Annotated in this window: 20 protein-coding genes; 11 read left to right on the top strand and 9 right to left on the bottom strand. The window is 64.9% G+C overall.

The features are described 5' to 3' along the window. Positions 1-4 precede the first annotated feature (4 nt). The 10 genes from bchL to hemA are packed head-to-tail and all read left to right on the top strand — an operon-like array spanning position 5 to position 8,272. Positions 5-895, top strand: coding sequence for a ferredoxin:protochlorophyllide reductase (ATP-dependent) iron-sulfur ATP-binding protein (bchL, locus tag K2W81_RS12130; RefSeq protein WP_294104644.1), 891 nt, complete (start codon positions 5-7; stop codon positions 893-895). After that, positions 895-1,581, top strand: a complete 687-nt coding sequence (gene bchM, locus K2W81_RS12125) for a magnesium protoporphyrin IX methyltransferase (protein WP_294104642.1) — start codon at positions 895-897, stop codon at positions 1,579-1,581. Before bchL ends, bchM begins: the two co-directional genes overlap by 1 nt. Then, the gene (locus tag K2W81_RS12120; protein ID WP_294104640.1) at positions 1,578-2,999 is read left to right on the top strand and encodes a BCD family MFS transporter; all 1,422 of its coding nucleotides are present in this window, start codon (positions 1,578-1,580) and stop codon (positions 2,997-2,999) included. Before bchM ends, K2W81_RS12120 begins: the two co-directional genes overlap by 4 nt. A gap of 24 nt (positions 3,000-3,023) precedes the next feature. Further along, positions 3,024-3,794: a photosynthetic reaction center subunit H gene (gene puhA / locus K2W81_RS12115; RefSeq protein ID WP_294104638.1), complete on the top strand. Its 771-nt coding sequence runs from the start codon at positions 3,024-3,026 to the stop codon at positions 3,792-3,794. After that, on the top strand, positions 3,791-4,417 hold the full coding sequence (gene puhB, locus K2W81_RS12110; protein WP_294104636.1) for a photosynthetic complex putative assembly protein PuhB: 627 nt from the start codon (positions 3,791-3,793) through the stop codon (positions 4,415-4,417). Before puhA ends, puhB begins: the two co-directional genes overlap by 4 nt. Further along, positions 4,414-4,896: a photosynthetic complex assembly protein PuhC gene (gene puhC, locus K2W81_RS12105; RefSeq protein ID WP_294104634.1), complete on the top strand. Its 483-nt coding sequence runs from the start codon at positions 4,414-4,416 to the stop codon at positions 4,894-4,896. Before puhB ends, puhC begins: the two co-directional genes overlap by 4 nt. After that, positions 4,896-5,189 carry a hypothetical protein gene (locus tag K2W81_RS12100; protein ID WP_366932250.1) on the top strand — a complete coding sequence of 98 codons (294 nt, stop codon included), beginning with the start codon at positions 4,896-4,898 and terminating at the stop codon, positions 5,187-5,189. Before puhC ends, K2W81_RS12100 begins: the two co-directional genes overlap by 1 nt. Beyond that, positions 5,186-6,271, top strand: a complete 1,086-nt coding sequence (gene acsF / locus K2W81_RS12095) for a magnesium-protoporphyrin IX monomethyl ester (oxidative) cyclase (RefSeq protein ID WP_294104632.1) — start codon at positions 5,186-5,188, stop codon at positions 6,269-6,271. Before K2W81_RS12100 ends, acsF begins: the two co-directional genes overlap by 4 nt. Continuing rightward, positions 6,268-7,050 carry a putative photosynthetic complex assembly protein PuhE gene (puhE, locus tag K2W81_RS12090; protein ID WP_294104631.1) on the top strand — a complete coding sequence of 261 codons (783 nt, stop codon included), beginning with the start codon at positions 6,268-6,270 and terminating at the stop codon, positions 7,048-7,050. The genes acsF and puhE overlap by 4 nt, the downstream gene beginning before the upstream one ends. 1 nt (position 7,051) lies before the next feature. Continuing rightward, positions 7,052-8,272: a 5-aminolevulinate synthase gene (gene hemA / locus K2W81_RS12085; RefSeq protein ID WP_294104629.1), complete on the top strand. Its 1,221-nt coding sequence runs from the start codon at positions 7,052-7,054 to the stop codon at positions 8,270-8,272. A 58-nt stretch (positions 8,273-8,330) separates the two neighbouring features. Here hemA and K2W81_RS12080 read toward each other — a convergent pair whose 3' ends face one another. The 5 genes from K2W81_RS12080 to K2W81_RS12060 all read right to left on the bottom strand — a co-directional run bounded on the left by K2W81_RS12080 (position 8,331) and on the right by K2W81_RS12060 (position 14,151). Continuing rightward, positions 8,331-8,810: a hypothetical protein gene (locus K2W81_RS12080; protein WP_294104627.1), complete on the bottom strand. Its 480-nt coding sequence runs from the start codon at positions 8,808-8,810 to the stop codon at positions 8,331-8,333. Positions 8,811-8,887: 77 nt separating this feature from the next. Further along, positions 8,888-11,548 carry an alanine--tRNA ligase gene (alaS, locus tag K2W81_RS12075; RefSeq protein WP_294104625.1) on the bottom strand — a complete coding sequence of 887 codons (2,661 nt, stop codon included), beginning with the start codon at positions 11,546-11,548 and terminating at the stop codon, positions 8,888-8,890. 57 nt (positions 11,549-11,605) lie between these two features. Further along, on the bottom strand, positions 11,606-12,277 hold the full coding sequence (locus K2W81_RS12070; protein ID WP_294104623.1) for a peptidylprolyl isomerase: 672 nt from the start codon (positions 12,275-12,277) through the stop codon (positions 11,606-11,608). Between the two features lie 7 nt (positions 12,278-12,284). Continuing rightward, positions 12,285-12,851, bottom strand: a complete 567-nt coding sequence (locus K2W81_RS12065) for a hypothetical protein (RefSeq protein WP_294104621.1) — start codon at positions 12,849-12,851, stop codon at positions 12,285-12,287. 40 nt (positions 12,852-12,891) lie between these two features. Continuing rightward, complete coding sequence (locus tag K2W81_RS12060) at positions 12,892-14,151, bottom strand: Xaa-Pro peptidase family protein (protein WP_294104619.1); 1,260 nt, start codon at positions 14,149-14,151, stop codon at positions 12,892-12,894. Between the two features lie 97 nt (positions 14,152-14,248). On the opposite strand from K2W81_RS12060, the gene K2W81_RS12055 reads away from it, so the two are divergent. Further along, positions 14,249-15,562, top strand: coding sequence for a dicarboxylate/amino acid:cation symporter (locus tag K2W81_RS12055; RefSeq protein WP_294104618.1), 1,314 nt, complete (start codon positions 14,249-14,251; stop codon positions 15,560-15,562). A 133-nt stretch (positions 15,563-15,695) separates the two neighbouring features. Here the strand turns inward: K2W81_RS12055 and K2W81_RS12050 are convergent, their stop codons facing one another. The 4 genes from K2W81_RS12050 to K2W81_RS12035 form a co-directional block, all read right to left on the bottom strand. Beyond that, positions 15,696-16,325, bottom strand: a complete 630-nt coding sequence (locus K2W81_RS12050; protein WP_294104616.1) for a glutathione S-transferase — start codon at positions 16,323-16,325, stop codon at positions 15,696-15,698. A 399-nt stretch (positions 16,326-16,724) separates the two neighbouring features. Next, the gene (recA, locus tag K2W81_RS12045; RefSeq protein ID WP_294104614.1) at positions 16,725-17,834 is read right to left on the bottom strand and encodes a recombinase RecA; all 1,110 of its coding nucleotides are present in this window, start codon (positions 17,832-17,834) and stop codon (positions 16,725-16,727) included. A 155-nt stretch (positions 17,835-17,989) separates the two neighbouring features. Then, positions 17,990-18,337: a response regulator gene (locus K2W81_RS12040; RefSeq protein ID WP_294104612.1), complete on the bottom strand. Its 348-nt coding sequence runs from the start codon at positions 18,335-18,337 to the stop codon at positions 17,990-17,992. A 38-nt stretch (positions 18,338-18,375) separates the two neighbouring features. Then, positions 18,376-20,787: a response regulator gene (locus K2W81_RS12035; protein WP_294104610.1), complete on the bottom strand. Its 2,412-nt coding sequence runs from the start codon at positions 20,785-20,787 to the stop codon at positions 18,376-18,378. Positions 20,788-20,816 lie beyond the last annotated feature (29 nt).

Raw genomic sequence — 20,816 nt, 5'->3', positions numbered from 1 at the left:
AACGATGGCACTACTCGATCCCCCCACACGCGGCCTCGACGGCGAAGGCTCGGTTCAGGTCAAGCTCGATCCCTCCGACCGGATCGGCACCGCCAAGGTGATTGCGGTCTATGGCAAGGGCGGCATCGGCAAATCGACGACCTCGTCGAACCTGTCAGCGGCTTTCTCGATGCTCGGCAAGCGCGTGCTGCAGATCGGCTGCGACCCGAAGCATGATTCAACCTTCACGCTGACCAAAAAGCTGATGCCAACCGTCATCGATGTGCTCGAAACGGTCGAGTTTCATTCGGAAGAGTTGCGGCCTGAAGATTATATGTTCGAAGGCTTCAACGGCGTCATGTGCGTCGAAGCGGGCGGGCCACCCGCTGGAACCGGCTGCGGCGGCTATGTCGTCGGCCAGACGGTGAAGCTGCTCAAGCAGCATCACCTGCTCGAAGAAACCGACATCGTGATTTTCGATGTGCTTGGCGATGTGGTGTGCGGCGGATTTGCCGCGCCGCTCCAGCATGCCGAGCGCGCGGTCGTCGTTGCGGCGAATGATTTCGACTCGATCTTCGCGATGAACCGGATTGTCGCGGCGATCGGCGCCAAGGCCAAGAATTATGACGTGCGGATGGCCGGCGTGATCGCCAATCGTTCGGCGGCGACCGACGAGATCGATCGCTTCAATGCGGCGACGGGTCTGAAGCGGCTCGCGCATTTCCCCGATCTCGACGCGATCCGCCGCAGCCGCCTGAAGAAGTGCACGCTGTTCGAAATGGAGCAGACGCCCGAGGTCGAGGCGGCGTGCAACGAATATAAGCGGCTGGCCGCGACGCTCTGGGCAGGTGCCCCGGCGCTCGACGCAAAGCCGATGAAAGACCGCGACATTTTCGAGTTTTTGGGCTTCGAGTGATGACGACGACGACCTACTCACGCTATCGCGGCCAGCTCGAAACCTATTTCGATCGCACCGCGAGCAAGGCCTGGGAGCAGCTGACCAGCGATGCGCCGGTCAGCGGCATCCGCGCCACAGTGCGTGCGGGGCGCAACGAAATGCGTGACACTTTGCTATCGTGGCTCCCGGCTGACCTGACCGGCAAGCGCGTGCTCGATGCGGGCTGCGGCACCGGCGCCTTTGCGGTCGAAGCAGCACAACGCGGCGCTGAAGTCGTGGCGATCGATGTCGCCGCCAGCCTGGTCGAGATCGCCCGCAAGCGCGCGCCCAAGAACCTCCACATCGACTGGCGCGTCGGCGACATGCACGATGTGTCGCTCGGCAGCTTCGACCATGTCGTCGCGATGGACTCGCTGATCCACTATCCCGCATTTGAGATCGTCGAGGTGATCCGCGGCCTTGGTGATCGCACGCGCGGATCGATCGTGTTCACTTTTGCCCCGCAGACGCCACTGTTGATGGTCGCGCTCGGTATGGGGCGCCTGTTCCCGCGCAGCGACCGGTCGCCCGCGATCCTGCCGGTGCGCGAGCGGCTGCTGCGCACCTTGATTACCAACGCGCTGCCCAACGCCGCGCTCGGTCGCGACCGTAAGGTTTCGGGCGGCTTTTACACCAGCCACGCGTTGGAGGTGTTGCCGGCATGAGCAGCCGCACCGCCAAATTCTGGACGACGATGGGCACGCGGTTCCTGCCCTTTGCCGATGCCGCGACGACCGAATTGCCGCTCGGGCGGTTGCTGCGGCTGTCGCTGTTCCAGGTGTCGATCGGCATGGCGTTCGTGCTGTTGAACTTCACGCTCAACCGCGTGATGATTGTCGAGCTTGGCGTTCCTGCCACACTCGTTGCGGCGCTGGTCGCACTCCCGCTGCTGTTCGCTCCTGCCCGTGCACTGATCGGCTATAAGTCCGATAATCACGTCTCGGTGCTCGGTTGGCGGCGCGTGCCCTATATCTGGTTCGGGACATTGCTCCAGTTCGGCGGGCTGGCGATCATGCCGTTTGCGCTGCTGCTGATGACCGGCCGTGGTGCGGTCGGCGGCCTATGGGTTGGCATCATCGGCGCCTCGGTCGCGTTCCTGCTGGTCGGCGCCGGAATGGCGACCGCCCAAACGGCGGGACTCGCACTCGCGACTGATTTGTCGCCTGAGGCCAAGCGCCCCCGGGTTGTGGCGCTGCTCTATGTGATGCTGCTGATCGGCATGTTCACCTGCTCGCTGATCTTCGGTAGGATCCTCAGCGGTGGCTTTGATCCGTACCGGCTGGTCGGCGTCATTCAAGGCACCGCCATGGTGACGATGCTGCTCAACGTGATCGCGCTGTGGAAGCAGGAGGCGCGCGTTATCGGCGGTACCCGCCGGGTTGATACCGTCGAGTTCAGCGTCCAGTGGCGCCAGCTCATCGGCGAGCCGCGCATGCGCCGCTTGTTGCTTGCGCTCGCGCTGGGTGCGGCAGGCTTTTCGATGCAGGACATTTTGCTTGAGCCCTATGGTGGCCATGTGCTCGGCCTCAACGTCGGCCAGACGACTGCGCTGTCGGCTTTGTGGTCGGCGGGGATGATCGCGGGCTTTGCCTATGCAGCGCGCGCGCTGGACCGTGCAGTCGATCCGCACCGGCTGGCGGGCATGGGCGTGTTGCTCGGCATCGCGGCCTTTGCCGTGGTGGTGATGTCGGCGCCGCTCGCGTCGGTGCCGCTGTTGTGCCTGGGCGCGACCGGCATTGGGTTGGGCGGCGGGCTGTTCACCGTGTGCACGCTGATCGCCGCGATGGATCATGTGCCCGCCGACAAGGCCGGGCTCGCGCTTGGCGCCTGGGGCGCGGTGCAGGCGACGGCGGGCGGGGTTGCGATTCTGCTGTCGGGAGCTTTGCGCGATGGCTTCGACGCGCTGTCGATGAGCGGGCGGCTCGGCGCCGGCCTGATCGATCCGTCGAGCGGCTATAGCTTTGTCTGGCATATCGAAATTGCCCTGTTGTTTGCGACACTTGTCGCCATTGGTCCGCTGGCGCGGCGGACCGCCGAAAATGGTTCGCGTCCCTTGCCCCTATTCAACGAACGTCTCGCCTGAGCGCGCAGAAAGAAGGATGGTCCGATGCATTTGACCCTCACCCCGCACATCGACGTGGCACTTGTCGTGCTCAACGCATTCTTCCTCTTTTTCCTCGGGCTGGTGATTTATCTCCGCCGCGAGGATCGCCGCGAAGGCTATCCGCTCGAACATGAGCTGACCGGTCGTGTCGAGGGTGAAGGTGGGCTGCTGCTCCGCGCCTTGCCCAAGACGTTCCGCCTGCCGTTCGGGCAAGGCACCGTTACGGTCCCCAACGGCAGCCGCGACGATTTCAAGATTGCGGCCCGCCCTGCCGAGAATTTCGCGGGTGCGCCGCTGGTGCCGACCGGCAATCCGCTGGTCGACGGCGTCGGTCCGGCATCGTTCGCCAACCGCGCCAAGCACCCTGATCTCGATTGGGAAGGCCATCCCCGCATCGTGCCGATGCGTGTCGCCGAAGGTTTCACCGTTGAACGCCGTGACGCTGATCCGCGCGGCTACACCGTCGTCGGCGTCGATGGCGCCGTGGCGGGCAAGGTCACCGAGTTGTGGATTGACCGCGCCGATCGCCTGATCCGCTATCTCGAAGTCGAGATCGCCGGTGGCCGCCATGTGCTGGCCCCGATGTTCATGTCGAGCATCAGCCGCGCCAGGGCTACCGTGACCGTCGATGCCATCACTGCCGCACAATTCGCCGATGCCCCGTCGATCGAGGGACCCGATGTGATCACGCTCTACGAAGAAGAGCGCGTGCAGGCCTATTTCGGTGGCGGTTATCTCTATGCCATCCCGAGCCGTTCGGAGCCGATCCTGTGAGCGAATACGACAACGAACCGATCCGCGGCCTGCCGGGGCTGTTGCCGCCGGGCGAGACCATCCTGTGGCAAGGATCGCCCGACTGGCGCGTGCTGGCGCGCACAGCGTTCCACACCGGCGCGGTTGCAGGCTATTTCGGGGTGCTCGCGGTGGTGGCGCTGGTCGGTGGTTCGGTGATCGGTCTGGGCATGACCCTCGCCGCCGGGCTGATCGGCATGGCGCTGCTGCACCTGATCGCGTTTGGGACGGCCAAGACCACCGTCTATACGATTACCAATCGCCGGATCGTGCTGCGGTTCGGCATGGCGATCCCGAAGTGCATCAACCTGCCGCTGCCGATGATCGGCTCGCTCGACCTGCGCGCGCGCACCCGGGGCACTGGCGACCTGCTGATGCACCTGACCGGCAAGCAGCGGCTCGGCTATATCGCGCTGTGGCCGCATGCCCAAGCCTGGCACTTCAATGAGCCGCGGCCGATGTTCCGGGCTATCCCCGACATCGCCAAGGTCGGCATGATCGCGGCCCGTGCCACACGCGCGGCGCAAGGTGACGGCACGGTGACGCCGCCAGTCGCGATCACGCCGGTGGTGACGATGCCCACGAACACGGCGGTGGCGGCATGAGCATGACCCATGATCACAGCAACATGCTGCCCAAGGGTGCGCTGATGCTCGCCTGCGGACTGGTGCTCTCGGCACTGGCGGCGACCGCGGCTGCCCGGATCGCGCAGTTGCCGCCTGCTGCCCTGCCCGCTGCCGTCCGCGCCAACGAGAACGCGAAGATCGTGATCACGCGCAGCCTGCGCTTCAGCGATCGTGCCGATGGCGCGCTGGTGATCGAAGACGTCAATGCCAAGCAAGTCGCCGGCACCGTCGCTCCCTTCACCAAAAGCGGCTTCGTGCGCAGCGTGATGCGCGGCATGGCGCGCGATCGCCATATGCGCGGGCTGGGCTCTGAAGCGCCGTTTGAGCTGACCTTGTGGAGTGACGGCCAGTTATCGCTGGTCGACTCACTGTCGGGGCGCTCGCTTGAACTTGGCGCGTTCGGCCCGACCAATCGCGAAGCCTTTCTCGCGCTGCTGCAATCGAAGGAAGGTCGCTGATGCCGTTTCGCCGCACCTCGTTCGACACAGCGTGCCGGATCGAGATCGATAACAGTGATGCCGCATGCCATGCGCATGTCGAACTCGCCGATGATTTGCCGATCTATCCCGGCGACCGCGTGCGCGTGCACGGCGAGCCGATCGTCGTCGGCTTTGGCGAAAGCGCCGTGTTCGACCGGATCGCGACGGTCGAACGGGCAACCGCGATCGAACGGCTGTGGACCAAATTCGCGGGTCATTTTGAAATGACCGAACTCTACGAAGTCAGTTTTTCCCCCGGGAGGGCCGCATGAACGCTCCGGCAAAATTCCCCGCCATTCCTTCGGCCAAGGCGACCGACACCGAATCGATGAAGATCGCCCAGCGCGAAACGGTGCTGAGTCCGCGTTTCTACACCACCGATTATGCCGCGCTCGACCGGATCGACGTGTCGAACGTCCGCCGCGAGTGGGATTCGCTGATCGCCGAAATGCAGTCCGATCCGAACAAGCGCCACTTTAAGCGCACCGAAGCGTTCGACGGTGTGATCGAAAGCCTGCCCGAGGAACTGCGCGTCGAATTCGTCGACTTCCTCGTCAGCTCGCTCACGTCGGAATTTTCGGGCTGCATCCTCTATGCCGAAATCGCCAAGCGCGCGAAGAACCCCGACATCAAGCAGCTGTTCAAGCTGCTGAGTCGCGACGAAAGCCGCCACGCGGGGTTCATCAACGACACGTTGAAGGATGCCGGGATCGGCGTGAACCTGTCGTTCCTCACCAAGACCAAGAAATACACGTACTTCCGGCCGAAGTTCATCTTTTACGCGGTCTATCTGTCGGAAAAAATTGGCTATGCGCGCTATATCGCGATCTATCGCCATCTCGCGAAGCACCCTGAGCTGCGCTTCCACCCGATTTTCAACTGGTTTGAGCAGTGGTGCAACGACGAGTTCCGCCACGGTGAGGCGTTCGCGCTGCTGATGCGCAACGATCCCAAGCTGCTGCAAGGCCATAACCGGCTGTGGATCAAATTCTTCCTGATGGCGGTCTATGCGACGATGTATGTGCGCGATCACAATCGCCCGTCGTTCCACGCCGCGCTCGGCGTTGACCCGACCGATTATGACTATCAGGTGTTCGATATCTGCTCGGCGATTTCGAAGCAGGTGTTCCCGCTGACGGTCGATAGCAACGCACCGGCATTCCGGCGCGGGATGGAGCGCATGCGCAAAATCTCGAACGCAATGGATGCGGCCGGGGCACAGGGCGGGATCATCGGTCGCGTCAAGAAGCTGGCGCTGACGGCAGCGGCGGGCGCGACTTTCGTGCGGATGCTGTTCATTCCCGCCCAGCGCAACGCGCTGCCGGCCCAAGTGCGGCTGGTGCCGGCCTGGTGAGCTTTCCGCCGCTCCTGTTCGCGCTGATGGTGTGGTTCTTTGGGACGGCTGCGGTGGTGTGGCTCGACAGTCGCCCGCGCAGCACCTTCCGCCGAAGCTTTCGCGGCGCGGGGATTGTTGCGCTGATGGCACTCGCGGCAATTGTGCTGACCGCGAGCGACAGCAGCATGACATCGGTCTATATCGCCTTTGCCGCATCGGTGGCGATCTGGGGCTGGCACGAAATGGGCTTCCTGATGGGCTTCGTCAGCGGGCCATCGCATGAGCCCTGCCCGCCCGAAGCGCGCGGTTGGGCGCGGTTCAAGCTGGCGACGGCGACGGTGATCCATCACGAAGTCGCGCTCGCCGCGACCGTGCTGCTGCTGTTCGCGCTGACCTGGGGCCAGCCCAACCAAGCCGCGCCACTGGCATTCGCGCTGCTGTTCGGGATGCGGCTCTCGGCCAAGCTCAACCTTTTCCTCGGCGTGCCGAGCCTGTCGGACGAGGTCTTCCCGGCGCATCTCGCGTACCTCAAGACCTATTTTCGCAAAGCGCGCTGCAACTGGCTCTTTCCAGTCTCGGTCACGCTGGGATCGGCCGCGACCTGGTGGGCATGGACTGCCGCCGAAGCGGCCCGCGACCCCGGCGTCGCCGCGAGCTATACGCTGGTCGCGGGGCTCGCTTTTCTCGGCGTCGTCGAGCATTTGTTCCTTGTGTTACCGATCCGGGACGCAATGATGTATCGCTGGGCAACGCCCCAGCCTGTTAAGGCCAAGACAATAAGCACGGAGCGGAGGTAAGATGGATTACGAGGCATATTTCGGCAGCCAGCTTGCCGCGCTGAAAGAAGACGGGCGCTATCGCATCTTCGCCGAGCTTGAACGCAAGGCCGGCGCCTTCCCGCGCGCGCGCCACTATACCGATGATGGCGTCGGCGAAGTCACCGTTTGGTGCTCGAACGACTATCTCGGCATGGGCCAGCACCCGGCGGTGCTCGACGCGATGCACCAGACGCTCGACGATTGCGGCGCGGGCGCGGGCGGCACGCGCAACATCAGCGGCACCTGCCACGCGCATGTCGAGCTCGAAGCCGAACTCGCCGATCTGCACGGCAAGGAAGCTGCGCTGCTGTTCACTTCGGGCTATGTCTCGAACTGGGCGGCGCTGTCGACGCTCGCCGCGAAGCTGCCCGATTGCGTGGTGCTGTCGGACGCGCTCAACCATGCATCGATGATCGAAGGCATCCGCCACAGCCGCGCCGAATGCCAGCGCTTCAACCACAACGACTGGGAAGATCTCGACCGCAAGCTCGCCGCGATCGCGCCGGGCCGCGCCAAGCTGGTCGCGTTCGAAAGCGTCTATTCGATGGACGGCGATATCGCGCCGATCGAGCAGATCCTCGATGTGTGCGAAAAGCATGGCGCGCTGACCTATATCGACGAAGTTCATGCGGTCGGCCTTTATGGCCCGCGCGGCGGCGGGGTTGCCGAAGCGCGCGGCCTGATGGACCGGATCGACGTGATCGAAGGCACGCTGGGCAAGGCTTATGGCGTGATGGGCGGCTACATCACCGGATCGGCCAAGCTGATCGATTTCGTCCGCAGCTTTGCCAGCGGCTTCATCTTCACGACCGCGCTGCCGCCGGCGCTTGCCGCCGGGGCTGTCGCGAGCATCCGCCATCTGAAGACCAGCCAGGTCGAACGCGCCCGTCACCAGGAACGCGTCGCCACTGTCCGCCGTCGCCTCCACGCGATCGGCATTCCGACGCTGGAAAACCCCAGCCACATCATCCCGGTGATGGTTGGCGACGCCAAGAAGTGCAAAATGATCAGCGACTGGCTGCTCGACAACCACGGGATCTATGTCCAGCCGATCAACTATCCGACCGTGCCGGTCGGCACTGAGCGGCTGCGCATCACCCCTTCGCCCGTCCATTCAGACGCGGATATCGACAAGCTGGTGACCACGCTGAGTGAAATCTGGTCGATGTGCGAACTGGCGCGGAGTTCGATGGCGGCTTGATTACGTCTGAGCCACTCCGCGGGGGTTGAGCGAGAGCCCCGCGGAGCATGGCACAGCATCATTCGCGACGGCGCACTGTCACGCTCAACCCGTCGCTCGCGAAGCTTGCCGAGGATCCGCGCGCCAGCGCAAAGCGCTGCGCGATTTCCAAGGTTCGCGTGCCCGGCGGGTTCGGGCATGTGACGGGCAGCGGTCGAGTGTAGCGCACGCTCATCGTGAACATCTTCGGCTCTCCAGAGCGATAGCCGGACATGATGGTCACGCGGATGCCCGACATTTGGTTCGCCAGTCTTGGCTCATCGCCGATTGTCGTGTTTGGGCACGCATTGGGGGGCGCGTCGCTGGTTTCCCGATTGTAGTTCGCCGCACGCTCTGCCGCGACACGGAGCGGCCCCTTGAAGAGCACTTCGTCGCGGTCGCGGACCTCGACGTCGAGGTTGGCGACTTCACCCGAGATTATTGGGACCCGAATGATTGGCGGCGGCGGATCGCCCGGCGAGACAACAGTCGCAATTTGCACGAGCACGGCGGTCAGCATCGTCTTCTCCCTGTCGATTCTGCTCGGACTATCGCATTGAGATTGCGAGCGAGTAGGGAGACACGGTCAACGGCGGCTTAAGCCGCGACCGCCTGCCCCTCCAGTACGGCCTTCACCGCCGCCACCGCCTCTGCTGCCTTGTCGCCTTCCGGCCCGCCGCCCTGCGCCATGTCGGGGCGGCCGCCACCGCCCTGCCCGCCGAGCGCCGCGACGGCGGCGCGCAGCAGATCGACGGCATTGTGACTGCCGGTGAGATCGCTTGACACCCCGACCGCGACCGAGGCGCGGCCTTCGTTGACCGCGACGATCATCGCGACGCCCGACCCGATCCGCGCCTTGGCATCGTCGACCGCGCCGCGCAGGCCCTTGGGATCGAGCCCTTCGACGACTTGCGCGAGGAAATTCACCCCGCCGACGTGTTCGGGGCCTGCCGGCGCCGCACCGCCGCCACCGCCGAGTGCGAGCGCCTTCTTGGCTTCGGCCAGTTCGCGCTCCAACCGCCGCCGGTCCTCGACCAAAGCCGCGACGCGCGCGGGCACTTCGTCGGGCGATGCGCGGAGCGACGCCGCCGTCTCGCGCAGCTTCTCGTCGCGATCGGCTAGCCACAGCCGTGCCGCCTCGCCCGTCAGTGCCTCGATCCGGCGGATGCCGCTTGAGACGGCACTTTCACTCACGATCTTCACCAGCGCGATGTCGCCCAGCGCGCCAACATGCGTGCCGCCGCACAGTTCGACCGAATAGGATTTGTCGGCCTCGGCCCCCATGCTCAGCACGCGCACTTCATCGCCATATTTCTCGCCGAACAGCGCCATCGCGCCTGCCGCAATCGCATCGTCGGGGGTCATCAGCCGCGTCGTCACCGGGGCATTGCCGCGAATCTGGCGATTCACATCGGCTTCAACCTGCGCGATTTCAGCCGCCGTCATCGCCTGCTGGTGGGAAAAATCGAAGCGCAGCCGGTCGGGCGCGACCAGGCTGCCCTTCTGGCTAACATGATGCCCGAGCCGTTCGCGAAGGGCCGCGTGGAGCAAATGCGTCGCCGAGTGATTGGCCCGCACTTGCCCGCGTCGCGCAGTATCGATCGCAAGCCGCACCTTATCGCCGACCGCGACCGATCCGGCCTCGATCACGCTCTGATGCGCGTGCAAACGGCCGAGCGCCTTGGCGGTATCCTCGACCCGCACGACCAACCCGCCATCACCGGTGATCGTCCCGGCATCGCCCATCTGACCGCCGCTTTCGGCGTAGAAAGGCGTCTGATTGGTCAGGATGACAACGCTCTCGCTCGCCCCTGCCCGCTCGATCCGTGCGCCGTCTTTGACGATGGCAATCACCTGCCCCTCGCCGGTGTCGGCGGTGTAGCCCGTGAATTCGGTGCCGCCATGTTCCTCGGCAATGTCGAACCAGACATCGTCGGAGGCACGCTCGCCTGATCCCTTCCACGCAGCGCGCGCAGCCCGCTTCTGTTCGGCCATCGCCGTGTCGAAGCCCGCGCGGTCGATGCCGAAGCCTTGCGCGCGCAGAGCATCCTCGGTCAGATCATAGGGGAAGCCATAGGTGTCGTAGAGCTTGAACGCGGTTTCGCCCGGCAGGGTCGCGCCCGCCGCCATGCCCGCCGTGGCTTCGTCGAGCAGCTTGAGCCCGTTTTCGAGCGTGCGGCGGAAGCGCGTTTCCTCTTGCAGCAAGGTCGCCTCGATCAGAGGCTGCGCGCGGACGAGCTCGGGATAAGCCGCGCCCATCTCCGCCACCAGCGCGGGGACCAGCCGGTGCATCAGCGGCGTCTTCGCGCCCAATATATGCGCATGCCGCATCGCGCGGCGCATGATCCGCCGCAGCACATAGCCGCGGCCCTCGTTGGCGGGCAGCACGCCATCCGCCACGAGGAACCCGGCCGAGCGCAGATGATCGGCAATCACGCGGTGGCTCGCCTTGGCAGCGCCCTCGGCCAGCGTGCCCGTCAGCGCGGTCGAGGCGGCGATCAGCGCCTTGAAGGTATCGGTGTCGTAATTGTCGTGCACGCCCTGTAGCACAGCGGCGACGCGCTCGATGCCCATGCCGGTGTCGATCGATGGGCGCGGCAGCGGGGTGCGGTTGCCGTCGGCAGCTTGCTCGAACTGCATGAAGACGAGATTCCAGATCTCGACAAAGCGGTCGCCATCCTCATCAGGCGATCCGGGTGGGCCGCCGGGAATGTGATCGCCGTGGTCGTAGAAGATTTCCGAACACGGCCCGCATGGCCCCGTATCGCCCATCGACCAGAAATTGTCGTTGGTCGCGATGCGGATGATGCGCTCGCCGGGCAGGCCCGCGATGCGCTTCCACAGATCATAGGCTTCATCATCGGTGTGGTAGACAGTGACGGTGAGCCGGCTGGGATCGATCCCCCATTCCTTGGTGATCAGATTCCACGCGAGCGTGATCGCGCGGTCCTTGAAATAATCACCGAAGGAGAAATTGCCGAGCATTTCGAAGAAAGTATGGTGCCGCGCGGTATAGCCGACATTGTCGAGATCATTGTGCTTGCCGCCCGCGCGCACGCATTTCTGGCTCGACACGGCGGTCACATAGGGGCGGCTCTCCAGCCCCGTGAACACATTCTTGAACGGCACCATCCCCGCGTTGACGAACATCAGCGTCGGGTCGTTGTGCGGCACCAAAGGTGCGGATGCGACGCGCGCATGGCCTTCGCGTTCGAAGTAATCGAGGAAGGAGCGGCGGATATCATTGGTCGAGGTCATGCACCCGATCTAGGGCGCGCGTGCGGCTTGCTCAAGCGAAACGGTTATCCGGCCCGCTCAAGGCTGTGGCGGCGGGTCGGGCAAGCGCCGCGCGCTGACGATCCTGATCGGCGCGGCGATGATCTGGCCCTTCATGCCGCCCTCACCTTTGGCCGGATCGACCGGCGCGTTGAAAATCTTGACGACGACATCCTTGCCGTCGGTGACCCGGCCGAAGGCGGCATAGCCAGCATTGTCACCGCTCGCCTTGGGATCAGCATCGAGCGCGGGCTGATCGCCGAGCATGATCGAGAAATCGCCGGTCGCGGTGCCGGGATCATAGCGCGCCATCGAGATCGCCCACGCCTTGTGGAGGATGCCGGTCTGCGTCGTCGGTTCATGCGCGATGGGCTTCAGGATGCGCTTGGGGTCGTTTTGCGTGCCGCCTTGGATCAGCCCGTTGGGCGCATCGCCCCATGGCAGGCGCAGCGCGCGGTAAAATACGGTGCCGTCGAAGCGCTTCTGATCGACATAGACAACGAAATTCTCGGTCGTGATCGGCGCGCGCTTGTGATCGAGTTCGAGCGTGATGACGCCGGCTTCGGTCGTGAGCGCAATCCGCACCGTGTCGCCGATCGGTGCTGGTTTGGGCGGCGGCGGGGGTGCGGGCTTCTTGCGCGGAGGGGCGGCATGCGCGGCGGTGGCGAGCGCGAGGGGGAGCAGGATGGCGGCGGCGAATCGGCGGGTCATGTGGCGATCATGCCGCAGTGACGACCGGTTGTTGAGGTGCCTTAGCAACGGTCGTGCTCTTTAGTGCAGCCGTGATTTGGCCCATAGCCGACCGAAGGTTTCGCACATCGGCCTGCAACTCGGCGAGCAGCGGCGCGGCCTCGTCCCCATCGATGACGAGCTTCGTGCGTTTGGCGCCCGAGGAATCGAGCGCCGCCAGCTTGATCACCATTATCCAGCGCCGTTGACGGTCGAGCGCGACCGTAGCCACGCCGTGACAGAGCGTGGCGCGCAACGTTTCATGTTCGCGAAACTTTGCGAGCCGAGCGACGGCACATTTACCTTCGGTCGCGAACGGCCCGTCGGTCTTGATTGCGTCGTGCAGATCGGCGAGCCGCTGGCCCAACAGTTGCCTGAGCTTCACCTTGGCGCCACGCCCGTGGACAGCGTGCAGCGTAAGCAGCATCTCCGTCACCAAGGCTTCGCCTTGCGCCAACACATCAATGGCTTCGCTGCGCCACTGATTGGCCGCCCGAGTCGCTCGATCCCAAACGGCAGTATCTAGCGTCGGTTCGACTGGTGTAACGGCGTTCATTACATTCGATTAGCCCAACAATATTGAAAAGTTCTTTCCCCTACCCCAACGGTGCGTCGAGTGACTTGGGCGGCTCGCTGAACCACACCGGCCCCGCCGGCGTCATGTGGAAGCAGTCCTCGAGCCGCACGCCAAATTTGCCGGGCAAGTAAATGCCGGGCTCGTTTGAAAAGCACATGCCCGGCGCGAGCTTCGTCGTCTCGCCGCGCACGAGATTGACGGGTTCATGCCCGTCGAGGCCGATGCCGTGGCCGGTGCGGTGCGACAGGCCGGGGAGCTTATAGTCAGGGCCATAGCCCCACGCCGCATATTGCCGCCGCACGGCATCGTCGACCGATCCCGCCGCCGCGCCCACCTGCGCCGCCTTGAACGCGATCTGCTGGCCCGCTGCGACCTGATCCCAGACCTTGCGTTGCTCGGCGTTTGGCGTGCCATAGACAAAGGTGCGCGAGATGTCGGACTGATAGCCTTCGACCGAGCAGCCGCAGTCCATCAGCACGATCTGGCCATCGCCCACGCGCTGCGGCGCGCGGCTGCCGTGCGGATAGGCCGCTGCTTCGCCGATCAGGACCAGCGCAAAGCCGGGATCGCCGCCGAGCTTGGCCGTCGCAGCATTCATCAGCGCGCCGATATCGGCGGGCGTCATGCCTTTCTCGACGCGCGGCCAGGTCCAGCGATAGGCGGCAATGGTGATGTCGCTCGCCTTTTGCATCAGTGCGATTTCGGCTGCCGACTTGCTGCCCCGGCACCCGCGCACCACCGGATTGGCCGACACGATCCGCGCGGCGGGGAGTGCGCGCGCCAGCCCGTTCGACGCGAAGAAGCGCGCGGTTTCCTCGATGCCGATCGCGCCCGTCAGCTTGCGCGCCTTGAGCCAGGCGGCGATCAGCGCGACCGGCGACTGATCTTCCTGCCACACGCGCACTTCGGCCTCGACCGCCAGCGTCTGGCGGACCGAGGGTTCTTCGAAGAAGGGCGTGACGATCAGCACTGGCCCCTCGACCGGCAGCACCGCCGCCGTCAGCCGCTCGCTGCGGCCCCAGCGCACGCCGGTGAAATAGACGAGGCTCGCCCCCGGCTCGATCAGCACCGCGTCGATGCCGTTCGCTTTCATCAGCCTCTGCGCCTTGGCGAGGCGGGCGGCGCGTTCGGCAGCGGTGATCGGCGCGACGTCGCGCGTCATATCGGCGAGGCCCGCCAGATCGGGGGCCGCTGCCCGCGCGGCTGCCGAGCACAGCAACGGCGCCACTGCCGCGCCGACGATGAGGCTGCGCCGGTCGATCGTGAAACCCTGTTGCATGCGGCGCTTCCCCCGTTTTTTCGTCGACCAGCGATAGGGCGCTTGACCGGGGCGCCGCAATCCCCTTCGCTGGCGGGCAGGAATTGGGGAGCATGTAATGGCCAAGCGGCTGACCTTGTACATCATGATCGGGCTAGTGCTTGGCCTGTTCACCGGTTGGGTGATCAACAGCACGATTGCCGATGGCAGCGCGGAAGCCACCGCGCGGCTGAAGGACATCGCGGGCGGGTTCAAGATCGTCACCGACATTTTTCTGCGGCTGATCAAGATGATCATCGCGCCCCTCGTCTTCTCCACCCTCGTCGTCGGCATTGCGCATATGGGCGATACTGCCGCACTCGGGCGGATCGGCGCGCGCACGATGGGCTGGTTCATCACCGCGTCGCTGATCTCGCTCAGCATGGGCCTCGTGCTGTTCCACGCGATCGAATGGATCGTCGATATCGTCGCGCCGGGCCAGGGCTTTGGCTTCAAGCTGCCGCCGCCGAGCGAGACGGTGGGGCTGGAAAAGTCGGCTTTCAGCCTGTCCAACTTCATCACCCATATCGTGGCGACGTCGATCGTCGACGCGATGGCCAAGAACGAGATCATCCAGATCGTCGTCTTCTCGATCTTCGCCGGCGTTGCGCTGACCGCGATCGGCGAGCGCGGCAAGCCGATCGTCGCGGGGGCCGAGGCGCTGGCGGCGATGATGCTCCAGATCACCGATTATGTGATGCGCGTCGCCCCGCTCGCGGTGTTCGCGGCGATCACCGCGACGATTGCCGTCAACGGGCTCGGCATCATTGTGACCCTCGGGCTGTTCGTCGGCAGCTTTTATGTCGGCCTCGCCTTTTTGTGGCTCGTGCTGTTCGGCGCGGCATTTGTGTTCATCGGCCCGCGCGCGGGCACGCTGCTGCGCTATATCCGCGAGCCGATCTTGCTCGCTTTCTCGACCGCCTCGTCCGAAGCCGCCTATCCGCGCACGCTCGAAGCGCTCGACCGGTTCGGTGTGCCACCCAAGATCGCGAGCTTCGTGCTGCCGCTCGGCTACTCGTTCAATCTCGACGGGTCGATGATGTACATGACCTTCGCGACTTTGTTCATCGCGCGCGTTTATGGCATCGACTTGCCGATCGGGACGCAGATCCTGATGCTGCTGATCCTGATGGTGACATCGAAGGGGATCGCCGGGGTGCCGCGCGCGTCGCTGGTCGTGATTGCCGCGGTGATGGGCCAGTTCGGCATTCCCGAAGCCGGGCTGCTGCTGATCCTGCCGGTCGACCAGTTCCTCGACATGGGGCGGTCGGGCACCAATGTCGTCGGCAATGCGGTGGCGACGGCGGTCGTCGCGCGCTGGGAAGGGCAGCTCGACGACCCCGAAGAACCCGAGATCGAGCCGCCGCACGCGCCATCGAAGCATGGGGTTTAGAGCTTAATCACTCTAGCTCGAACCGTTTGTTTCGAGCGAAGTCGAGAAACAGGCCACAGGCGGTCCGCAAGGTGTCTCGACTTCGCTCGACACGAACGGGATGGGGATTGAGTCCATCTTTGGTCCTCACCCACTAGGCATAGGCATAGGGTCCGCCCTTGGCGAGCGCGGTCTGGTAGGCGGGGCGCGCATGGACCTTGGCGAGCCAGGCGAGTGTTGCCGGACGCTTGCCATTGTCGAGCCCGGCGCGGCTCTTGGCGGCTTCGAGCGGGAAGCTCATCATGATGTCGGCGGCGCTGATGTCGTCGCCCGCGAACCAGGGGCGCTGGGCAAGTTCGCTTTCGATATAATCGAGGTGATTGTCGATCATCGGCTGGATGCGTTTAACCGCTGTGTTTCCGACCAGCGGAATACGGCTCATCACCAGCCGCATGACTAACGGCGGCATCACCGATCCTTCGGCATAATGCAGGAAAAAGCGATAGCGCAGCAGCGAGTCGCGATGCGCGCGCGAGCCGAAGCGGCCGTCGGCCTTGGCGACGAGATATTCCACGATCGCGCCGGTTTCGGCGATTACCAGCCCGTCATCCTCGATCACCGGCGACTTGCCGAGCGGATGTACCGCACGCAGTTCGGGCGGGGCGAGCATCGTCGCCTTGTTCCGCTCATAGCGTGTAATCGTGTACGGCAGGTCGAGTTCCTCGAGCAGCCAGAGAATGCGCTGCGAGCGCGAGTTTTCGAGGTGGTGGACGGTGATCGTCATGGGTGGTCTCCGGGTGGTGGCGTCAGGCTGGCCGGGCGTTGCCTCTTCTATTCTTCACCTATCCGTTCGTGTCGAGCGAAGTCGAGACACGGGTCAGAGTACCTGGCGCCCGTCCCTCGACTTCGCTCGGGACGAACGGTGGATTATCGATCAGGTCCACTCTCTCTTCCTCCGCGCTCTCCGCGCCGCCGCACGAACCAATCTTCTTCTGCCGCTTCCGACCACGCCCGCATCGCTCGAAAGGTCACAAAAGTCACGACGATCGCAGGGGGGTCCCCCTGCCTCCAAACATGAAAGGCCCGCCGGGGGGAGGCGGGCCTTTCCAGTCTTGCGGCGAGGGGGACGCCGCTGGGGGTAAAATCAAACCGGTGCGCGGGGCCGCGCCCGATCACATCCAAATCACATATCGTCGTCGTCGGCCTCATCGCCATCGGGGCCGACCATCATTTCCTCCGCCACCTTGTCGGTGCGCGTGCGGATCGCCTTTTCGAGCCGGTCGGCCATTTCAGGATTGTCGGTCAGATAGGTCTTGGCATTCTCACGCCCCTGCCCGATCCGCACGCTGTCGTAAGAGAACCACGCGCCTGACTTCTCGACGAGGCCGGCCTTGACGCCAAGATCGAGAATCTCGCCGATCTTGGAAATGCCCTGGCCGTACATGATGTCGAACTCGACCTGCTTGAACGGCGGCGCGACCTTGTTCTTGACGACCTTCACCCGCGTGGTGTTGCCGACAATGTCTTCGCGGTCCTTGATCTGGCCGGTGCGGCGGATGTCGAGGCGGACCGACGCGTAGAATTTCAGCGCATTGCCGCCCGTGGTCGTCTCGGGATTGCCGTACATCACGCCAATCTTCATGCGCAGCTGGTTGATGAAAATGACCATGCAGCGCGAGCGGCTGATCGACCCCGTCAGTTTACGCAACGACTGCGACATCAGCCGCGCCTGCAAGCCGACATGGCTGTCGCCCATTTCGCCTTCGATCTCGGCGCGCGGCACGAGTGCGGCGACCGAATCGACCACCAGCACGTCGATCGCGTTCGAGCGCACCAATGTGTCGACGATTTCGAGCGCTTGCTCGCCGGTGTCGGGCTGCGACACGATCAGCTCATCGATGTTGACGCCCAATTTCTTGGCATAGACGGGATCGAGCGCATGCTCGGCGTCGACGAAGGCGGCGGTCCCGCCATTTTTCTGCGCCTCGGCGATCACGTGGAGCGCGAGCGTGGTTTTGCCCGAGCTTTCCGGGCCGTAAATCTCGATCACGCGGCCGCGCGGCAAACCGCCAACGCCAAGCGCAATGTCGAGCCCAAGCGAGCCGGTCGAAATCGATTCGACCTGCATCGTCGCTTTCGACCCCAGCCGCATCGCGCTGCCCTTGCCGAATGCGCGGTCGATCTGCGCGAGCGCGGCGTCGAGCGCCTTCTGGCGGTCGCCCGCAGCCTTGTCGCTTGTCTTGTCCGAAGAAAGGGCCATGTCGCTGTCGATAACCTTCAATTTGGCTGCCATGATGGTTCTCCTCGCTAGACCGAACACCGTTGTCGTTCAATGCGTCGCGAGCCATGTACCGTATCTGTTCCAATAGAACAAGAGCGGAACATCATGAGTGTCAAAAAAAATCGTGCGCGCCGCCCGGGCGCTGCCGCGCGGTTGTTGTTGCCGCCTCAGCCCAGCGCTTCGAGCGCCTTGGCGACGGCTTCCATCGTGAACGGCTTGGCGAGCACCGGGCGGTTGCTGTGCGGGCCTTCGACGCCGTCGCCGCTGCCGCCGCTCGCGAACAGGAACGGAATGCCGGCGGCGGCCAGCGCATCGGCGATCGGATCGCTGGTTTCGCCGCCGCGCAGATTGACGTCGAGGATCGCCGCATCGATGCCGCCCTTGGCGATCAGCGCTAGCGCCTGTGCGCAGCTATCCGCCGGGCCGATGACGGTCTTGCCCATCTCGCCCAGAAAATCCTCAAGCATCATCGCGATGAGCGGTTCGTCTTCGACGATCAGGACAGTGGCTGGCATCGGGGGCGCATAGGCGGTCGGGCGGCCAGCGCCAAGCGTCATTTGGCGGCGAGCACGTCGCGCGTGGCTTCGGCGAGTTGCTGAACCGAAAACGGCTTGGGCAGGAAGGCGACATTGTCGAGATCGATCGACTTGCGCAATTGCTCCTCGGCATAGCCCGACATGAACAGGATCGGCAGGTCGGGATAGCGCGCGCGGGCATGGCGGACCATCGTCGGCCCGTCCATCATCGGCATCACGACGTCGGAAATCAGCAGGTCGGGCCGCGCGGCGGTGGCCAATACTTCGAGTGCTGCTTCGCCATTCTCGGCGGTGAGCACGGTATAGCCCTGCCGCGCCAGCGCGCGTTCGGCGACCGCGCGGACCATATCCTCATCCTCGACGAGCAGGATCGTCCCCGATCCCCAGAGTTCGGCGGGTTTGGCCTTGGCTTTCGGCGCGCTCGGCCGCGCGGCGGCTTCGGTGCGGTGGACAGGCAGGTAGATGCTGAATACCGCGCCCTTGCCGGGGGCGCTATCGGGGAAGATGTAGCCGCCCGATTGCTTGACGATGCCATAGACGGTTGAGAGCCCGAGGCCAGTGCCCTTCCCCACATCCTTGGTCGTGAAAAAGGGTTCGAAAATCTTGGGCAGGATATCGGCGGGAATGCCCATGCCGGTGTCGGACACGCGCAGCGCGGTGTAATCGGCGACGGGCATCGTCTCCGCCGACAGCTTATGCGCCAGCGCGATCTGCGGGACGTCGGCGGCGGCGACCGCAAGCGTTTCAATCGTCAGCGTGCCGCCGCCTTGCGGGTTTTTGGTGAGCATCGCGTCGCGGGCATTGACGGCGAGGTTCATGACGACTTGTTCGAGCTGCCCCGGATCGGCACGCACCGGGCCGAGATTACGGCCATGCTTGACGACGAGCGTCACGGTTTCGCCGAGCAGTCGCTTGAGCAGGTTCGAAACTTCGGAAATCACGTCGGGCAGTTGGAGAATCTGTGGGCGCAATGTCTGCTGGCGCGAGAAGGCGAGCAATTGCCGCGTCAGGCTGGCGGCGCGGTTCGAATTGAGGCGGATCTGCTGGATGTCGTCATAATCGCCATCGCCCGGCGCATGGCGCATCAGCATCAGGTCGCAGTGGCCGATGATTGCGGTCAGGATATTGTTGAAATCATGCGCGACGCCGCCCGCGAGCTGGCCGACCGCCTGCATCTTGGTCGCCTGCGCCACTTCGCGCTTGAGGCGGCTTTCCTCGCCATTGTCCTTGAGGCTGAGCAGCACCGCCGCGTCGCCGAAGCCGCGCGCGCCGGCGATCGACAGGATCACCGGCTCGTCGGGGCGATCATGCAGCCGCACCGCGAGGTCGCTTGCCTGCGCGCCGCCGCCGGTGAAGCGGCGCACGGCATCCGCGACGGCGGCCTTGTCCTCGCGCACGACAAGGTCGCCGGGATAGACGGGGACGGTGAGCGGATCGATCCGCGCCGCGCGGTGGAATGCGGCGTTCATCTCGATGAACCGCCCGTCGCGCGCCACCAGGGCAATCGCGGCGGGAATCAGCGCGACGAGGCTCTTCACATAATCGGCGCTCGACGCGTCGATCGCGGGGACCGGCGGGGCATCATCATCGACCAGCGCGACGAGAATGGGCGCGGCATCACCGTCGAGAAAGGGTATCTGCATCACGCGCAGCGGGGTGCCGCCGCGCCCCTCGCGCTCGAAACGGACGACGCCGTCGCTATCGTTGGTCAGGAAGCGACCGAAGTCGCGCCCGGCGACGGCGCCTTCCTCATGGCCCATCGCGCGCAGCCGAAACACGCGGTTGGCGGCCTTGATCCGCCCGTCGGGGTCGACGAGGCACAGCATCAGCCCCGCGCCCGCGACGCGGTTGCCGATTGGCCCTGCAATCATCGCTTCGGCGCGCGCGGCAACGTCCATCCCGGCGGCACCGCGAAAGCGCCAGACGAGCATGTCATCGGCATGGCCTGCGCGGGTGATGGCGGCAGCGATCGGGCCGCTTGATGTGGTCAGCCGCGCCACCTCGCCCGTGCCGTCGCGCCACGCCGCGCGCCCCGCGCCTGCGAGCGCAGCGATCCCCGGCTCGCCGATGGGCAGATTGGGGGGCGTGGGAAAGCCGTCGAACTGCGCGCGATAGGCCTGGTTCGCACAGACGAGCCGCCCGCCGCGATCGGTGACGGCCACCGCGTCGCTCGACGCATCGGCGAGCAGATGCGCGATCGACCAGTCGAGGTCGGGCTCGGCGGCTTGAGCGGCGGGCTGCAGCATGCGCGCCGCAATCGCGATGCCGCCCAGCACGACGGCGCCCGCCAGAAATCCTGCTGCTACGGTGATATTGCCGATCGCGAACAGCACCACCAGCGCCGCTGCCAGCCCTGCCCCGCCCGCGACCAGCGCCGCCGCGCGGCCGGAGCGGGCTCGGGGATCGGGGATAAGCGACAGGCTGGCCATCACGCCGTCATGACCGTCACGGCCAGCCC

Source organism: Sphingomonas sp., from assembly GCF_019749955.1.
GTDB lineage: Bacteria > Pseudomonadota > Alphaproteobacteria > Sphingomonadales > Sphingomonadaceae > Sphingomonas.
This window is presented reverse-complemented; position numbering and strand designations above follow the sequence as displayed.